The 17,161-nt window shown below is 67.0% G+C and carries 9 protein-coding genes; 8 read left to right on the top strand and 1 reads right to left on the bottom strand.

Annotation, left to right across the window (positions count from 1 at the left end; all coding sequences use genetic code 11):
* Positions 1–35: 35 nt before the first annotated feature.
* Positions 36–4,517, top strand: a complete 4,482-nt coding sequence (gene gltB, locus SPMU_RS10895) for a glutamate synthase large subunit (protein ID WP_088333901.1) — start codon at positions 36–38, stop codon at positions 4,515–4,517.
* Positions 4,518–4,688: 171 nt separating this feature from the next.
* Here gltB and SPMU_RS10890 read toward each other — a convergent pair whose 3' ends face one another.
* Positions 4,689–6,806 (bottom strand): transglycosylase domain-containing protein, encoded by a 2,118-nt coding sequence (locus tag SPMU_RS10890; protein WP_088333900.1) that lies wholly within the window; start codon positions 6,804–6,806, stop codon positions 4,689–4,691.
* Between the two features lie 61 nt (positions 6,807–6,867).
* Between SPMU_RS10890 and SPMU_RS10885 the strand changes: the two genes are divergently transcribed.
* The 7 genes from SPMU_RS10885 (at position 6,868) to SPMU_RS10855 (ending at position 16,986) form a co-directional block, all read left to right on the top strand.
* The gene (locus tag SPMU_RS10885) at positions 6,868–7,470 is read left to right on the top strand and encodes an NADPH-dependent FMN reductase (RefSeq protein ID WP_088333899.1); all 603 of its coding nucleotides are present in this window, start codon (positions 6,868–6,870) and stop codon (positions 7,468–7,470) included.
* Between the two features lie 120 nt (positions 7,471–7,590).
* The gene (locus tag SPMU_RS10880) at positions 7,591–8,703 is read left to right on the top strand and encodes an Rv3169 family protein (RefSeq protein ID WP_088333898.1); all 1,113 of its coding nucleotides are present in this window, start codon (positions 7,591–7,593) and stop codon (positions 8,701–8,703) included.
* Positions 8,700–10,115: a phosphotransferase family protein gene (locus tag SPMU_RS10875; protein WP_211275773.1), complete on the top strand. Its 1,416-nt coding sequence runs from the start codon at positions 8,700–8,702 to the stop codon at positions 10,113–10,115. Before SPMU_RS10880 ends, SPMU_RS10875 begins: the two co-directional genes overlap by 4 nt.
* Entirely contained in the window at positions 10,112–12,388 is a 2,277-nt protein-coding gene (locus SPMU_RS10870; protein WP_088333896.1) for a CoA transferase, read from the top strand. The genes SPMU_RS10875 and SPMU_RS10870 overlap by 4 nt, the downstream gene beginning before the upstream one ends.
* A 15-nt stretch (positions 12,389–12,403) precedes the next feature.
* Complete coding sequence (locus SPMU_RS10865) at positions 12,404–13,219, top strand: crotonase/enoyl-CoA hydratase family protein (protein WP_088333895.1); 816 nt, start codon at positions 12,404–12,406, stop codon at positions 13,217–13,219.
* Positions 13,219–14,724 (top strand): acetyl-CoA acetyltransferase, encoded by a 1,506-nt coding sequence (locus SPMU_RS10860; protein WP_088334121.1) that lies wholly within the window; start codon positions 13,219–13,221, stop codon positions 14,722–14,724. Before SPMU_RS10865 ends, SPMU_RS10860 begins: the two co-directional genes overlap by 1 nt.
* Before the next feature lie 222 nt (positions 14,725–14,946).
* Entirely contained in the window at positions 14,947–16,986 is a 2,040-nt protein-coding gene (locus SPMU_RS10855; RefSeq protein ID WP_088333894.1) for a malate synthase G, read from the top strand.
* Positions 16,987–17,161 lie beyond the last annotated feature (175 nt).

The following is a 17,161-nucleotide window of genomic DNA, read 5'->3' as shown; positions in this document are numbered from 1 at the left end:
ACGAGCACGAACGTGAACGCCTCGCCCGTGAGGGCATGTACCGCCCCGAGTTCGAGGGCGATGCCTGCGGCGTCGGGCTCGTGGCGGCGACCGATGGCAAGCCGTCGCGCCGCGTCGTGCAATCAGCGATCGATGCGCTGAAGGCGGTGTGGCACCGCGGCGCGGTGGACGCCGATGGCAAGACGGGCGACGGCGCCGGGCTGCATGTTGATCTGCCGCTGCGCTTCTTCGACGATGCGATTGCGCTGAGTGGGCACAAGGTGCGGCCGAACCGGCTGGCGGTTGGCATGGTGTTCCTGCCGCGCACCGATCTCGCCGCGCAGGAAACCTGCCGCACCATCGTCGAGAGTGCGATCATCGAGGCGGGCTATACCATCTATGGCTGGCGGCAGGTGCCCGTGGACGTCAGCGTCATCGGGCTGAAGGCGCAGGCGACGCGGCCGGAGATCGAGCAGATCATGATCGCCGGGCCGATGCCGGACGCGGTGGACGCTGCGGAATTCGAGAAGAACCTCTATCTTGTCCGTCGGCGGATCGAGAAGCGCGTGATCGCGGCGCAGATCCAGGGTTTCTACATCTGTTCGTTGAGCTGCCGCTCGATCATCTACAAGGGGCTGTTCCTCGCCGAGAGCCTGTCGGTCTTTTACCCGGACCTGACCGACAAGCGGTTCGAGAGCCGCGTCGCTATCTTCCACCAGCGCTATTCGACCAACACCTTTCCGCAATGGTGGCTGGCGCAGCCGTTCCGGTGCCTGGCGCATAACGGCGAGATCAACACGATCCGCGGCAACAAGAACTGGATGCTCTCTCACGAGATCCGGATGGCGTCGATCGCGTTCGGCGAGCATTCGGAGGACATCAAGCCGGTGATCCCGGCGGGGGCGTCGGACACGGCGGCGCTCGACGCGACATTCGAGGCGATCTGTCGTTCGGGGCGCGATGCGCCGACCGCCAAGCTGATGCTCGTGCCGGAGGCGTGGCAGAGCGATGTGGCGGACGACATGCCGCCAGCGCATGCCGCAATGTACCAATATCTCGCGTCCGTCATGGAGCCGTGGGACGGCCCGGCGGCGCTGGCGATGACCGACGGGCGCTGGGCCGTAGCAGGCATGGACCGCAACGCGCTTCGCCCGCTGCGCTACACCCAGACCGTCGACGGGCTGCTGATCGTCGGATCGGAAAGCGGCATGGTGGTGGTGCCGGAATCGACGATCATCGCCAAGGGCCGGTTGGGGCCGGGGCAGATGATCGCGGTCGATCTGACGGAGGGGCGGCTGTATCACGATCGCGAGGTCAAGGACCGGATCGCCGCCGAGGCCGATTACGCCGGCATGATCGGCAATTTCGCGACCATTGACGATCTGCCGCCGGCGCCCGCCGCGGGCGTGCCGCGCTTTGACCGTGCGGAGCTGGCGCGCCGCCAAGTGGCCGCCGGTCAGACGCTGGAGGACATGGAGCTGATCCTCGCGCCGATGGTGGAGACCGCCAAGGAAGCGATCGGATCGATGGGTGACGATACGCCGCTCGCCGTCATTTCCGACAAGCCGCGGCTGATCAGCCAGTTCTTCCGGCAGAACTTCAGCCAGGTGACGAACCCGCCGATCGATCCGCTGCGCGAACGCTATGTGATGAGCCTCAAGACGCGGTTCGGGAACCTCGCCAACATTCTCGACACCGAGGATCGGCGCGAGCGTGTGCTGGTGCTTGATTCGCCGGTGCTGACGTCCACCGACTGGGCGCGGCTGAAGACCTATTTCGCCAGTGCGGCGGCGGAGATCGACTGCACGTTCGAAGCAAGTGGCGGGGCGGAGAAGCTGCGCGCGGCGATCCAGCGCATCCGCAACGAGGCCGAACAGGCGGTGCGGCAGGGCAAGAGCGAGATCTTCCTGACCGACGAATATGTCGGGCCGGAGCGGATCGCGATCCCCGGCGTGCTGGCGGCAGCGGCGGTCCACACGCACCTCGTGCGGCGTGGGCTTCGCTCCTATGCCTCGATCAACGTGCGCACCGCCGAGTGCCTCGACACGCATTATTATGCGGTGCTGATCGGGGTCGGCGCGACGACGGTGAACGCTTACCTCGCCGAGGCCGCGATTGCGGATCGCCAGGCGCGCGGGCTCTTCGGTGACTTGCCACTCGAGGAATGTCTGAAGCGGCATCGCAAGGCGATCGAGGAGGGGCTCCTCAAGATCATGTCGAAGATGGGGATCGCGGTGATCTCCAGCTATCGCGGCGGCTATAACTTCGAGGCGGTGGGGCTTTCCCGTGCGCTGGTGAACGATTTCTTCCCCGGCATGCCGGCAAAGATCTCGGGCGAAGGCTACGCCTCGTTGCACATCAACGCGAAAGATCGCCACGACGCGGCGTTCGACGAGACGGTGGTGAACCTGCCTATCGGCGGCTTCTATCGCCAGCGGCACACCGGCGAGGCGCATGCCTATTCGGCGCAGCTGATGCACCTGCTGCAGACGTCCGTTTCGACCGACAGCTATTCGACCTATCTGCAATTCTCGCGCGGGGTGGGCGATCTGCCGCCCATCTATCTGCGCGACCTCCTGCAATTCAACTTCCCCGCGGAGGGCGTGCCGGTCGACCAAGTCGAGCCGATCACCGAGATCCGCAAGCGCTTCGTGACGCCGGGCATGAGCCTGGGTGCGCTGTCGCCCGAAGCGCACGAAACGCTGACGATCGCGATGAACCGGATCGGCGCCAAGGCGGTGTCGGGCGAGGGCGGCGAGGACAAGAGCCGCTACCAGCCATATAAAAATGGCGACAACGCCAATTCGGTGATCAAGCAGATCGCCAGCGGCCGCTTCGGCGTGACGGCGGAATATCTCAACGCCTGCGAGGAGATCGAGATCAAGGTCGCGCAGGGCGCGAAGCCCGGCGAGGGCGGGCAGCTGCCCGGCTTCAAGGTGACCGAGTTCATCGCCAAGCTGCGCCATGCGACGCCGGGCGTGACGCTGATCTCTCCGCCGCCGCACCACGACATCTATTCGATCGAGGATCTGGCGCAGCTGATCTACGACCTGAAGCAGATCAATCCGCGCGCGCGCGTCTGCGTGAAGCTCGTCTCGTCGGCCGGTATCGGCACGGTCGCGGCGGGCGTCGCCAAGGCGCATGCCGATGTGATCCTGGTTTCGGGCAACGTCGGCGGTACTGGCGCGTCCCCGCAGACCAGCATCAAATACGCCGGTACGCCGTGGGAAATGGGCCTGTCCGAGGTCAACCAGGTACTGACGCTGAACGGCCTGCGCGGGCGGATCAAGCTGCGCACCGACGGCGGCCTGCGCGTCGGGCGCGACATCGTGATCGCCGCCATTCTCGGGGCGGAGGAGTTCGGCATCGGTACGCTGAGCCTGGTCGCGATGGGCTGCATCATGGTGCGCCAGTGCCATTCGAATACCTGCCCGGTGGGCGTGTGCACGCAGGATCCGAAACTGCGCGAAAAGTTCGTCGGCACGCCGGAAAAGGTCATCAACCTGATGACCTTCATCGCCGAGGAAGTGCGCGATATCCTGGCGCGGCTGGGCGTGCGCAGCCTGGACGAAGTGATCGGCCGCACCGAGCTGCTGCGCCAGGTGAGCCGCGGGGCGGAGCATCTCGACGACCTCGATCTGAACCCGATCCTTGCCAAGGTCGACGCGACCGATGCGGAGCGGAGGTTCTCGCTCGCCACCTTCCGCAATGAAGTGCCGGACAGCCTGGATGCGCAGATCATCAAGGATGCCGCCGCGGTGTTCTCGCGCCGTGAAAAGATGCAGTTGACCTATTCGGTGCGCAACACGCACCGCGCGGTCGGCACGCGGCTATCGAGCGAGATCACGCGCGCGTTCGGGATGAGCGCGCTTAACGACGATCACGTCACCATCCGCCTGCGCGGTTCGGCCGGGCAAAGCCTTGGCGCCTTCCTGTGCAAGGGCATCACGCTCGAGGTGTTTGGCGACGCTAATGATTATGTCGGCAAGGGCCTGTCCGGCGGCATGATCGTGGTGCGCCCGGCGGTCTCCTCACCGTTGCGCAGCCAGGAGAATACGATCGTCGGCAATACCGTGCTGTACGGCGCGACATCGGGTGCGCTGTTTGCGGCGGGGCAGGCGGGCGAACGGTTCGCGGTGCGCAATTCGGGTGCCACCGTGGTGGTCGAGGGCTGCGGCGCGAACGGCTGCGAATATATGACCGGCGGAACGGCGGTGGTGCTGGGTGCCGTTGGGCAGAACTTCGGCGCCGGCATGACCGGCGGCATGGCCTTCGTTTACGATCATGACGATAGCTTCGCGCGCCGGGCCAATCCCGAGAACATCACTTGGCAGCGGCTTGCCTCGCGGCATTGGGCGGGCGTCGTGCGCGGCCTGATCGAAAGGCATGTCGAGGCGACCGATTCGAAGTGGGCGCGGGGCATCCTGGATGATTGGGAACGGTCGTCCGCGCGCTTCTGGCAGGTCGTGCCACGCGAGATGTTGCAGCGGCTGACCTATCCGCTTGATGACGCGCCCGCGATGGAGGCAGCGGAATAGCGCGTAGCCGATGAGGTGAGCGGGCTTTGATCGTCGGGGGCGTGGCTCAGGCTCCACGCTCTCGCCGAACGCCGCCTTCGCTATCCGCCGCGCCTGGCGGGGGGGGCTTAGATTTCGGCGCACGCGGGAAAACGGCTTCCCGGCTCAGTGGACGAGCGCGCCGCGCCCCGCTCAGAAGCCCGGCGGCGGATCGTCCTCGAGCTCCAGTTGAAGCTCTTCACGGCGACGCCCACGCGGCGGGGCCGGGGGTGGTGGTGGACCTGGACGGTTGACCGTCACCGACCCGTCCGGGTCGATTTGCAGATCCACGCCAAGGCCCTCTAGTCGGCCGGCAATCGGTGCGATTTCGCTTTCCACCACGCCGATCAGCCCGGCGTCGGGATCGACATCCTCGACCACTGGCGCCTTTACCACCGGCGCGAGATCAAGCGCGTCCGTCATGAAATTGCGCCAGATCTGCGCAGGGATACCGCCGCCGTGGAGCCCCGGATTGGGCGTATTATCGTCGTTGCCGACCCATACGCCGACCACGAGATCGCCGGCAAAGCCGATGAACCACGCATCACGGCCCGATTGCGAGGTGCCCGTCTTGCCGTAAGCGTCCACCGAGAGCGCCGCTGCCCGGCCGGTGCCGCGCACCGAGGCGGCAAGCAGGGTCAGCATGTCATCGTGAATGCGATCGGGCATGGTCTTCTGACCGCCGGTCAGCGAGCTGTACCAGCTTTTGCCCCTGACATCGGGCAGGCCGTGCGGCTGCACGGGATAGCGCCCCTCCGCCACACCGGCGAAGGCCGAGGTAAGCTCCAGCAGGGACACTTCCGACGTGCCAAGGCCAATCGTCGCCTCATTGGCGATCGGGGTGGAGATGCCCAGATCACGCGCGGCGCGTATCACGTTGCGCACTCCGACTTCCTGGGTCAGCCGGGCAGCCACGACGTTGGACGAGCGCTGAAAAGCGCGTTGCAGGGTAATTTGCCCGAGATAGCGATTGTCGTCGTTCTTCGGCTTCCAACCGGCGATCTCGACCGGTGAATCGTCCACCATCGTTTCGGGCGACATGCCGGCGCGCAGCGCGGCGAGATAGACGAAGAGCTTGAACGTCGATCCCGGCTGGCGGCGTGCCTGGGTTGCGCGGTTGAACGCGCTCTTCTTGTAATCGCGGCCGCCGACCATCGCGACGACCTCGCCATTGCGCTTCATCGCAACAAGCGCGGCCTGTGCCTGGCGCAATCCGGCCTGTCGGATGACCCGCTCGGCCGCGCGCTGCAGATCCCGATCCAGCGTGGTGCGAACGGTGGCCTCGGTTTGCACCTCGCCGGCCTGATCGCGCGCCTCCGCCAGCACCCAGTCTGCGAAATAGGTGCCGGCGGGCAGCTGCCGCGGTCGGCTGGCGAGAACCCGCTGCGGCTGGACGTCCTCCGCCTGGGCCGGTGTAAGGAAGCCGCCATCGACCATGGCGCCGACCACCACTGCCTGGCGCGCGCGGGCGCCCTTCAGATTGCTGGTGGGCGCGAGCCGGGACGGTGCCTTCACCAGACCGGCCAGCATGGCGGCCTGGCCGATGTTCATCTTCTCCGGCGAGCGGCCGAAATAATGTTTCGACGCGGCGCGCAGGCCGTAGACGTTGTCCCCGAAATAGACGTTCGACAGGTAGCGGGAGAGGATCTCGTCCTTGGTCAGCCACGCCTCCAGCCAGAAGGCGATCATCACTTCGCGGATCTTGCGCGCGGCGGTGCGATCCGAATCCAGAAAAGCGTTTTTCGCGAGCTGCTGCGTGATGGTGCTGCCGCCCTGACGAACGCCGCCCGATCCGACATTGGCCCAGGCGGCACGCGCGATGCCGCGCGGATCGATGCCCCAGTGCGAATAGAAGCGGCGGTCCTCGATGGCGAGGAACGCCTCGCGCACATGCGGGGGCAGCTTGGCGGCGTGGACAGGCTCGGCGATGATCGCACCGCGCCGCGCAATCGGGGTGCCGTCCGCCGCCGTCAGCGTGATCGAGGGCGGCGTCGGCGGCTTGAGCGATTGCGACAGCGGCGCGGTGATGGCCAGCCATGCGATCGCCAGAACGAGCATGATGACGATGGCGCCCAGCCCGCGCATGATCCAGCGCATGGAGATGCGCGGTAGCCGGCGCGCGGGGGCGAGCTCAGGAGGTGGAGCAGCTTCATCCTGCCACGCCTCGAAATCGGGCATGGCAGCACGCGGCTCCGCCGGCGAATGATGGTAGCGGATGCGACCGCTGTCAAAAGGATCGGGGCGCATATCATCGTTCCGGCGGTCAGCCATCGCGTATTACTTTACTAAGACAGTTGCCGCAAGGATGCGCATCGTGCGAGGGAATAGAGCCATGAGCGGCCAAGCGGAAGCACTTCAATCGGACCAGCGCCCGTTGGTCGTCGGCATCGGCGGCACCATTGGTGCCATCTCCTCCACGGAACGGGCGCTGCGAATCGCGCTGGATGCGGCGGGGGAGCAGGGGTTCAGGACCCGGCTGTTCGGCGGCGCGGACATGGCGAAGCTGCCGCTTTACGATCCCAAAGCCAGCGAGCGCACTGCCGAAGAACGGGAGTTCGTCGATGCGGTGCGCGGCGCGTCGGCGCTGATCATCGCTTCGCCAGGCTATCATGGCAGCATTTCCGGCGTGGTGAAGAACGCCCTAGATCTGCTGGAGGAAACCGCGCGCGATCCCGACCGGGCCTATCTGGCGGATATGCCCGTGGGCCTGATCGCGACCGCTTATGGCTGGCAAGCGACCGGCTCGACCATCGCGGCGTTGCGCTCAATCGTCCACGCGTTGCGCGGCTGGCCAACGCCCTTTGCCGCCGCGATCAACAGCGCGGTCACGAAATTCGACGATGAAGGCGGCGCCAGCGATCCCGCCGTCGTGGAGCAGTTGCGGCTGATCGGGCAGCAGGTGGCGCGCTTTGCGCCGCTGGTAAAGGCCGGCTGATCGCAGCGGCGCCCGCGCGGGCGTAACTTCTGTTATCTTGCCGTTGACAGCGCTGCTGCCGCTGGTCCACCTCGCACCTGCAAGCCGGCACAGACCGGCGCCAATTTGCGGAGAGCGGGCATGGTGCTGACCAAGGGCGATGAATATCCGATCCATCAGACGGCCGAGCCGGTCGCCTATGCGGGGACGGACCGCAATTTCTACGATCGCTTTTTCTTCAACGGCTATGCGCCGGGTGCGGACGAGGACGGGTTCTTCGCCGCCGCGATGGGCGTCTATCCGCACATCAACATCATCGACGCGAGCTTCTGCTGGCTGAAGGACGGCAAGCAGATCAACCTCCACGCCAGCCGGGACCTCGGCATGGAGCGGATGGATACGCAGGTCGGCGGCATTGCCGTCGAGGTGCTGGAGCCGCTAAAGTCGGTGAAGCTAACGGTGGATGCGCCCGAGCACAAGATCCGCGCGGAGCTGACCTATACCGGCCGCGCCTTTCCGCTGGAAGAGCCGCGGTTCACCCGGCGCAATGGCCCGCGCGTGCTGATGGACGTGACGCGCATGACGCAGAACGGCACCTATCAGGGCTGGATCGAGGTGGATGGCGTGCGCACCGAGGTGTCGAGCTGGCTCGGCACGCGTGACCGCTCCTGGGGCGTGCGGCCGATCGGCGCGCCGGATGCGCAGCCGGCGAGCCCGCCGATCATGCCGCAATTCTTCTGGCTGTGGAGCCCGACCGCGATGGAGGACGGCGACTTCTATTTCCACACCAACGACGACGAGCATGGCCGCTTCTGGAACCGGCGCGCCGCCTGGAAGCCGCTGGGCGGCGGGATCGCGGACGAAACGCATTTTGAATCCGACTACGAGATCCAGTGGAAGCAGGGATCGCGCCATGCGCAGGGCGCCAGCGTGACGCTGAAGGACGACAAGGGCGCGGAGACCAAGGTCGAGTTCGACATCGGCGAGCCGTTCATGATGCTGGGGCTTGGCTACACGCATCCCAAATGGGGACATGGCCGCCACCAGGGCGAAAGCGTGGTGGTGGAGCGCGAGGAGTTCGTACCGGCCGAGCTCGACGTGATGCAACCGCACCATTTGCATATCCAGGCGATCGCCAACGTCACCATGACCGGGCCGGACGGCAAGGTGCGCCGGGGCAAGGGCGTACTCGAGCAATTGGTCATCGGCCCGCACGCGCCGTCAGGCTTCAAGGGGATGCTGGACCCGGCATGAGCGGGACAATGCTGAGCGAAGCCGAAATTGCGACCTATCTTACCCGCCTGTGGGGCCGGGCAGTGCGCGTGGAAGCACTGGCCCGCATCCCGGGCGGGGCGAGCCGCGAGACGTACCGGTTCGACGCGCACGACGGCGAGCAAATCCACCGGCTGATCCTGCGCCGTGAGCCGGCCAAGGGGCTGATCGATACGGAGAGCGAGACGGAGTTCCGCGCCTATCAGAGCGCGGCGGGCATCGTGCCGGTGCCGCATGCTGTCGTGCTGGAGCGGGATGGCGCGGAGCTGGGCCGACCCTTCTTCATCATGGAGCGGATCGAAGGCGGTGAAGTTGCCGGCAGCTTCGCGCGCGATCCGTTCGGCGCGCATTGCCGAACCCTGGGCGAGGATTTCTTTGGCGCGCTGGGGCGGCTTGCGGCGCATGATCCGGTGGGATCGCCGCTGGCGCAGCATGTGCCGGCACCGGCGGCCGACCAATGCTGGCGCGTGGCGCTCGATTATTGGGAAGGGGTGATCGACGAGGATGCGCTAGCGCCGCAGCCGATCGCCAAGGCCGCGATCCGCTGGCTGCGCGCCAATCCGCCGCCGCCAGCGCAGCGCGTGTCGATCGTCCATGGCGATTACCGATCGGGCAATGTGATGCACGATGGCGCTGGCAAGATGCTCGCGATGTTCGACTGGGAAATGGCGCACCTCGGCGATCCGCTGGAGGATCTCGGCTGGGCGCTGGACCCGATTTGGGATCATTTCTCACCCGGCGTTTCGTGCGGGATGCTGCCGCGCGACGAGGCGATCGCGGCCTGGGAACGGGCGAGCGGGCTGACGGTGGATCCCGCGGCGATGCGCTGGTGGTCGCTGTTCGCTTCGGTGAAGGGGATCGCGATCTGGATTTCCGCCTTCCGCGAATTCGTCGATGGCGGGCGGCAGGATCCCGTGCTCGCGGTGTCCGGCTGGTACACCGCGCGGCGGCAGGACGCGATCATCGCGGCGCAGCTGGGCGGAAAGCATTATGATCCCGTGCCGGTGATGCCGTCGAGCGACCTGGCGCAAGTGCTGATCGGCGCGGGGATCGCGGCGGCCGGCGCGGGCGAAAAGGTGGGCGCGGCCGACGCCTTTACCGGCGCGACGTTGACGGTGGCGGCGCTGCTGGCGCTGCTCGGTGCGCAGGAAGCGGAGAAAGCGGCGGCGTGGCGGCGGGCGGATATCGCTGACATGCGCCGGCTGCTCGGCGACGATGCGCCTGTCACGCACGAGGGCGAGATGCTGGACGCGCTTGACGGGATCTGGGGCACGCTGGCGACGGCACTGATCGCGCAGCATGACGAGGTGGCGGAGACGAGCGGAGACGAAGCGCCGTTCTTCGACTTCTATCGCGAGAGCGCGGCGCGGCGGGAGCTGGCCTGGCCGTTATGACCGACCTGCCGCTTTCCGGGGTTCGCGTGATCGATGCGGTGCCGGGCCGGCTCGGCGCAGTGGGGCGGTTGCTGGGGGAGCTGGGCGCCGAGGTGATCCGGATCGAGCCGAGTGGCGGCGGGGCGGATCGGCTGGCGGGCGCCACGGTCGAAGGCGTCAGTCTGTCGTTCGTTGCCGCGAACCTCGGCAAGAAGGCGGTGGCGATCGACTTGCCGAGCGATCAGGAGCGGCTGCTGGCACTGGCGCGCGAGGCGGACATCTTCCTGGAAGCAGGATTGGAGGGGCTCGATCACGCGGCACTGCGGGCGGCGGCGCCGGCACTGATCCATGTGTCGATCAGCGACTTCGGCCAGACTGGCCCCTGGCGTGACTGGCAGGCGAGCGATGCGGTGCTTCATGCACTGACGGGGGGCCTGTCGCGCTCCGGCTTGCCGGGGCGACCGCCGTTGTTGCCACCCGGGCAGCTGGCCTTGGAGACGGCGGGGCCGCAGATCGCGGTGGCCGCGCTTGGCGCCTTTATCCGCCGCCTGCGCACCGGCGAGAGCGACCGGGTAAACATATCGCTGCTGGAAGCGGGCATGCAGGCGCTCGATCCCGGGTTTGGGCTTTCCGGTAGCGCGCAATCGGGCGTGCCGCTGTGGCAGATGCCGCGCAGCCGAACCGATGAGCGACACCGTTATCCGATCCTGCCGTGCGCGGACGGCTTCGTTCGCCTCTGCATCCTGGCGCCGCGGCAATGGCGCGCGATGCATGCGTGGATGGGGGAGCCAGCCGAATTCGCCGGCCCGGATTGGGACCGGCTGATCACGCGGCTGACCTCGCCCGAGCTGCTGCCAGCCATTACTCGGTTCTTTGCCGACAAAGGGCGCGCCGAGATCGAAGAAGAAGCGGCACGCAGGGGCGTACCGGCGGCGGCGGTGCTCAATGCCGGGGAGGCGGTGCGCACGCCGCAGATGGCAGCGCGGCACGCCTTTGTGCCGGTAGAGATCGCGGCAGGATGCAGCCTGCCTTTTCCGAACGGCACGATCGAGATCGACGGCGCCCGGGCGGGCGTACGGGGGCCGGCACCGGGGTTGAAAGGTGACGCGCAGTTCGGGGGTGAGCGGCCCTCCTTTCAAGCGCCAGCGAGGGCAGATTATCCGCTCGCCGGCGTGCGCGTGCTCGACATGGGCGTGATCGTGGTAGGCGGGGAAACCGGGCGTCTGTTCGCGGATCTCGGCGCCGATGTGGTGAAGGTGGAGAATGGCGCTTTTCCTGATGGGCAGCGGCAGTCGCTAAACGATGCTCCCGTCAGCCTGACCTTTGCGGCGGGGCACCGCAACAAGCGGGGGCTTTCCATTGATCTGCGTTCCGGGCGGGGAAAGGCGCTGTTCCTCGATCTGGTGCGCGAAGCGGACGTGCTGCTGTCGAACTTCAAGCCGGGTACGCTCGCCAGCCTCGGCTTTGACCAAGAGACGCTGTTTGCGGCCAATCCGTGCCTCGTCACCGTTGATAGTTCGGCGTTCGGGCCGACCGGGCCCTGGTCGCGCCGACTGGGTTACGGCCCGTTGGTGCGTGCCTCGGCGGGGCTGTCGCGGCAGTGGGTTTATCCGGACGAGCCCGATGGCTTCTGCGACACGGTGACGGTCTATCCCGACCATGTCGCGGCGCGGATCGGCGCGGCCGGTGCCCTCGCACTGCTGATCCGGCGGATGCGAACGGGCGAGGGCGGTGCCGCCAGCGTGAGCCAGGCGGAGGTGATGCTGGGCCATATGGCAGCCGACATTGCGCGCCGCGCGGCGGAGGCTGCCGGGATGGCCGTGGATGGCGGGGAGGCGATCGAGAACTGGCTGTTGCCGTGCGCCGGTGACGATGAATGGTGCGTCGTCACCGTGCGCGACGATGCCGACCGGGCGGCGATCGCGGCGGTGACCGGCGGCAGCGATCGGGCGGGCGCAGAGCGCTGGGCGCAGGCGATCGCGCCGGATGCCGCAGCCGCCGCCTTGCAGGCCGCTGGCGTGCCCGCGGGCATGATGGTGCGGGTGGTGGAGCTGCCGGACTCGCCGGGTTATCGCGCGCTTGGCACGTTCCGCGCGGCGACGCACCCGTTGGTGCCTTCAGCCTTTCAGGTGGAAGGGCCGATCGCGCATTTCGAGCGGGTGCCCGCGCCCGATCAGCGGCCCGCCCCGCGCATCGGCGAGAATAGCGCGGAAGTGCTCCGCGACTGGCTGGGGCTGAGCGATGACGCGATCGCGCCACTCCTCGCCGACAAGATCATCGAACAGGCTGCCTAGAAGGGAATCGAAGACATGACTGAGCGTGGGGCTGAACTGGGCAACGAAGCCGTGACCGTTGAGACGCGCGGCAACGTGATGCTTATCACGATCAACCGTCCGGAGGCGCGCAACGCGGTTAATCGCTTCGTCCATGAGGGCGTGGGCGATGCGCTGGAGGCGGCGGACAAGGATCCGGAGGTCCGCGTCGTGATCGTGACAGGTGCCGGCGACAAATCCTTCTGCGCGGGGGCGGATCTCGTCGCACTGTCGCGCGGCGAAAGCCTCGCGCCGGACGACAAGACCAAGGCGGCCTGGGGCTTTGCCGGGATCGTCAGCCACGCCATTTCCAAGCCGGTGATCGCCGCGGTGAACGGCATGGCGCTGGGCGGCGGGTTGGAAATCACGCTCGCCTGCGACCTTGCGGTGGCGGTGGACGAGGCCAAGTTCGGCCTGCCGGAGCCCAAGCGCGGCCTGTTTGCGGCCGCTGGCGGGGTATTTCGGCTCCCCGAGCAATTGCCCAAGAAAATCGCGATGGAAATGATCCTGACTGGCGATCCGATCGACGCCAATCGCGCGCTGGAGCTGGGGCTGATCAACGCCGTCGCGCCGCGCGAGCAGCTGCTCGACGCGGCGTTTGCGCTCGCGGAGCGGATCGCCGTCAATGCGCCGTTGTCGGTGCAGGCGTCGAAGCGGATGGCGCAGGGCATTTCCGACGGCAAGGTCGCACGCGAGGAGAGCGCCTGGGCGCAGAACCGCGCCGAAACCAAGGTCGTCTTCACCAGCGAGGATTCGCGCGAAGGGCCCAAGGCGTTTGCCGAGAAGCGCGCGCCGGTGTGGAAGGCGAAGTGATGGGATTGGACGCAGAGAAGGTCGCGGTCATTGTCGGCGTTGGGCAGGTCAACGACCGCCCGGCCGATCCGATGGCGGGGAAAGATGCGCTCGGCCTGATGATCGCCGCGCTTGAGGAGGCCGACAAGGATGCCGGCGGCGGCTGGCTGAGCGATGTGGATTCGGTCGCGGTCGTCCAGCAGATCAGCTTTCGCAAAGACAATCCGCTGGCGCGGAAGGTGGCGGACGGAATCGGATCGAAGGCGGCACTCGTCTATCAATCGGTCGGCCCCAATGGCGACAGCCCGATCCTGCTGCTGAACGAGGCCGCCAATCGCATTGCGCGCGGCGAGATCCGGATCGCGGCGGTGACGGGCGGCGAGGCGCTGCGCACCGCCAGCCAGCGCGCGGCGATCGCGGCAAAGACGAGCGTTGCGGACCAGAACCCGCTGCGCAATCTCAGCAAGGGCGCGGCACCGGGCTATCGGCAGATCTATGGCCTGGCGACCCCGGTCGACGTCTACCCGCTATACGAGAATGCCGGGCGCGCGGCTTATGGCCAGACGCTGGCCGAGGGGCAGCGCGAGTCGGGCGAGATCTGGTCGCGCTTCTCCGAAGTGGCGGCACAGACGCCGGCCGCTTGGATCCACGCGCCCAAGTCTCCGCAAGAGATCATCGAGCCGACCGCGGACAATCGCCCGATCGCATTCCCTTATACCAAGCTGATGGTGGCCAATTCGAGCGTCAATCAGGGTGCGGGCTTTATCGTCACGAGCCTGGCCGAGGCGCGGCGGCGCGGCGTGCCCGAGGAGCGGATCGTCTACGTCGGGCGCGGTGCCAGCGCGCATGAAGCGGACGATTTCCTCGCCCGCGATCGCTACGACAAGTCCCCGAGCATGGAGGTGTGCCTCAAGCGCACGCTTGAGTTCAACGAGATGACGGCGGGCGATCTCGATCTGGTCGAGCTGTATTCCTGCTTCCCGTGCGTGCCCAAGATGGCGCGGCGCGTGATCGGCTGGCCGGTCGAGAGGCCGGCAACGGTGTTCGGTGGTTTGACCTTCGGCGGCGGGCCCATCGGCAATTATATGGCGCATGCCGTGGCTGAGATGGTCGATGCCTTGCGCGCCGGTGCGGGCGAGAAGGGGCTGCTGTTCGCCAACGGCGGATTTGCCACGCACAATCATGCGATCGTGCTGGGCACCCAGCCGCTGCCGGGCGCTGGCGAGGCGCATGCGTTCGACCTTCAGGACGAGGCGGATGCTGCGCGCGGGCCAGTGCCGGAGCTGGTGAAGGATTACACCGGGCCCGCCGAGGTCGAGACCTACACCGTCTTCTACAACCGCGATGGCTCGGCCAAGGCCGGCGTGGTGGTGGCGAAGCTGCCGGGTGGCAAGCGCACACTGGCGCAGGTGCCGGCAGGTGACGCGGCGACGATCGCTTTCCTGAGCGACGGGAGCGCGGAGCCGGTGGGGACGGCCGGCGAGGTGGTCGCCGAGGGCGAGATGATGGTGTGGAAGCGTGGGTGAGCAATCCTCCCCAAGCTTGCTCGGGGAGCAGGTACCGCCCGGCGCAGCCGGGTGGTGGGAGGATACCGCGCAGCTCCGCATCTTCCCCTTCACCAGCTTCGCTGGTCCCCCTCCCCAGGCGGAGCTTGCGGAGGATTTAGGGCGTTGCGCTTGCTAGTACCTATCGCCTAATCGCGTCGGTGCCCTCCCCAGGCGCTGTTGGTAACGTTTGGAGGATTCCGCATGCAGACCCGCGCTGGCCTTTCGGTCGATGATCGTCTCGCCACCTTTGTCGAAAGCGAGGCGCTTTCCGGCACCGGCATTTCGGCAGACGCCTTCTGGCAGGGTGCGGCGGAGATCTTTGCGCGCTTCACGCCCGACAACAAGGCACTGCTCGCCCGGCGCGAGGAGCTGCAGGCGGCGATCGACGCACGCTATGCCGCTGGCGAGACGGTCGACGCGGCGTTCCTGACCGAGATCGGTTATCTCGTGCCCGAGCCGGCGCCGTTCACCATCGGCACCGAGAATGTTGATGCCGAGATCGCCACCATGGCTGGGCCGCAGCTGGTGGTGCCGAGCCTCAACGCGCGCTTCGTGCTAAATGCTGCGAACGCGCGGTGGGGCAGCCTGTACGACGCATTCTATGGCACCGATGCACTGCCGGGGAAGGCGAAGCCGGGCGGCTATGATGCGGAACGCGGGGCACAGGTGATCGCGCGGGCGCGGGCGTTCCTGGACGAGACGTTGTCGGGCTGGGAAGCGGCGCTGACCGGCGGCGACTGCCCGCATCGCTTCGCGACGTTCGATAAGGGCGTGATGTTCGCCCACAACGGGCTGCACATCGAGATCGTGGTCGATCGTGATCATCCGATCGGCAAGACCGACCCGCTCGGTATTGCCGACGTGATCCTCGAATCGGCGCTGACGACGATCGTCGACCTTGAGGACTCCGTTGCCGCGGTCGACGCGGAGGACAAGGTTGCCGCTTATCGCAACTGGCTGGGCCTGATGCGCGGCGATCTCGTCGAGAGCTTCGAGAAGAACGGCGAGACCTTGACTCGCCGGCTCGCGGGCGATCGCACCTATCAATCGCCGAGCGGCTCCAGCTTCACGCTGCCGGGCCGTTCGCTGCTGTTCGTGCGCAACGTCGGTCATCTGATGACAACGCCGGCGATCCGGCTGGCCGATGGTAGCGAGGCCCCCGAGGGCATCCTCGACGCGATCATGACGTCGCTGATCGGGCTGCATGATCTGAAGCGGCTCGGTACGCTGCAGAACAGCCGCGCCGGATCGATCTATATCGTGAAGCCCAAGATGCATGGGCCGGACGAAGCGGCCTTTACCAACCGGCTGTTCGACGCGGTGGAGGATCTGCTGGGCCTCGCGCGCCACACGATCAAGGTCGGCGTGATGGACGAGGAGCGGCGGACCTCCGCCAATCTCGCGGCGTGCATCCATGCGGTGCGCGACCGGATCGTCTTCATCAACACCGGCTTCCTCGATCGCACCGGCGATGAGATTCACACCGCGATGCGCGGCGGGCCTGTCATCCGCAAGGCGGAGATGAAGGGCAGCGATTGGATCAAGGCGTATGAGGATCGCAACGTGCGCATTGGCCTTGCGTGTGGTCTCAGCGGCAAGGCGCAGATCGGCAAGGGCATGTGGGCGGCGCCCGACATGATGGCCGACATGCTGGAGCAGAAGATTGCGCATCCCAAGAGCGGCGCTAACACCGCCTGGGTGCCATCGCCGACGGCGGCGACGCTCCATGCGCTGCACTATCACGCAGTCGACGTGTTCGCGCGGCAGAAGGAGATTGCGGGCGAGGCGCCGCCCGCGCTCGACCGGCTGCTGACAGTGCCGTTCGCCGGGGGGCGCAACTGGACGCCGGAGGAGATCCGCGAGGAGCTCGACAACAATTGCCAGGGCATTCTTGGCTATGTCGTGCGCTGGATCGACCAGGGCGTCGGCTGCTCCAAGGTGCCCGACATTCATGACGTAGGGCTGATGGAGGACCGCGCGACGCTGCGCATTTCCTCGCAGCATCTCGCCAACTGGCTGCTTCACGGCGTGTGCACCGAAGCTGAGGTGGACGCGGCGCTCGACCGCATGGCGAAGAAGGTCGACGCGCAGAATGCGAGCGATCCGCTGTACCGGCCGCTGACGCGTGAGGGGTTTGCGTTCCAGGCGGCGCGCGCGCTGGTGTTCGAGGGGGTGACGCAGCCGTCTGGCTATACCGAGCCGTTGCTTCACCGCTTCCGGCAGGAGGCCAAGGCGGCCTGACCTGCGCGGTTCGTGCCGAGCGTAGTGGACGGACGGGCGCACGCTGCGCGCGCCTCGACTGCGGTCGGCTCGGTCGGTGAGAAATGGGGCGTAAACAGCGATCATTCTCTGCATCCGTTCGCAACGGTGGCATTATCGTGACACCGCGGCTAAAGGCCCGCGCATCCGTCACTGC

Source organism: Sphingomonas mucosissima, from assembly GCF_002197665.1.
Taxonomy (GTDB): Bacteria; Pseudomonadota; Alphaproteobacteria; order Sphingomonadales; family Sphingomonadaceae; genus Sphingomonas; species Sphingomonas mucosissima.
Note: the sequence above shows the minus strand (reverse complement) of the source record. Positions and strands in the feature narration are given on the sequence as shown.

What these genes read in the sequence shown, in the direction of transcription:
- SPMU_RS10890 (WP_088333900.1), bottom strand. Translation starts at nt 6,806, where the DNA reads ATGGCTGACCGCCGGAACGATGATATGCGCCCCGATCCTTTTGACAGC.
- SPMU_RS10865 (WP_088333895.1), top strand. Translation starts at nt 12,404, where the DNA reads ATGACTGAGCGTGGGGCTGAACTGGGCAACGAAGCCGTGACCGTTGAG.
- SPMU_RS10885 (WP_088333899.1), top strand. Translation starts at nt 6,868, where the DNA reads ATGAGCGGCCAAGCGGAAGCACTTCAATCGGACCAGCGCCCGTTGGTC.
- gltB (WP_088333901.1), top strand. Translation starts at nt 36, where the DNA reads ATGTACCGCCCCGAGTTCGAGGGCGATGCCTGCGGCGTCGGGCTCGTG.
- SPMU_RS10875 (WP_211275773.1), top strand. Translation starts at nt 8,700, where the DNA reads ATGAGCGGGACAATGCTGAGCGAAGCCGAAATTGCGACCTATCTTACC.
- SPMU_RS10855 (WP_088333894.1), top strand. Translation starts at nt 14,947, where the DNA reads ATGCAGACCCGCGCTGGCCTTTCGGTCGATGATCGTCTCGCCACCTTT.
- SPMU_RS10860 (WP_088334121.1), top strand. Translation starts at nt 13,219, where the DNA reads ATGGGATTGGACGCAGAGAAGGTCGCGGTCATTGTCGGCGTTGGGCAG.
- SPMU_RS10880 (WP_088333898.1), top strand. Translation starts at nt 7,591, where the DNA reads ATGGTGCTGACCAAGGGCGATGAATATCCGATCCATCAGACGGCCGAG.
- SPMU_RS10870 (WP_088333896.1), top strand. Translation starts at nt 10,112, where the DNA reads ATGACCGACCTGCCGCTTTCCGGGGTTCGCGTGATCGATGCGGTGCCG.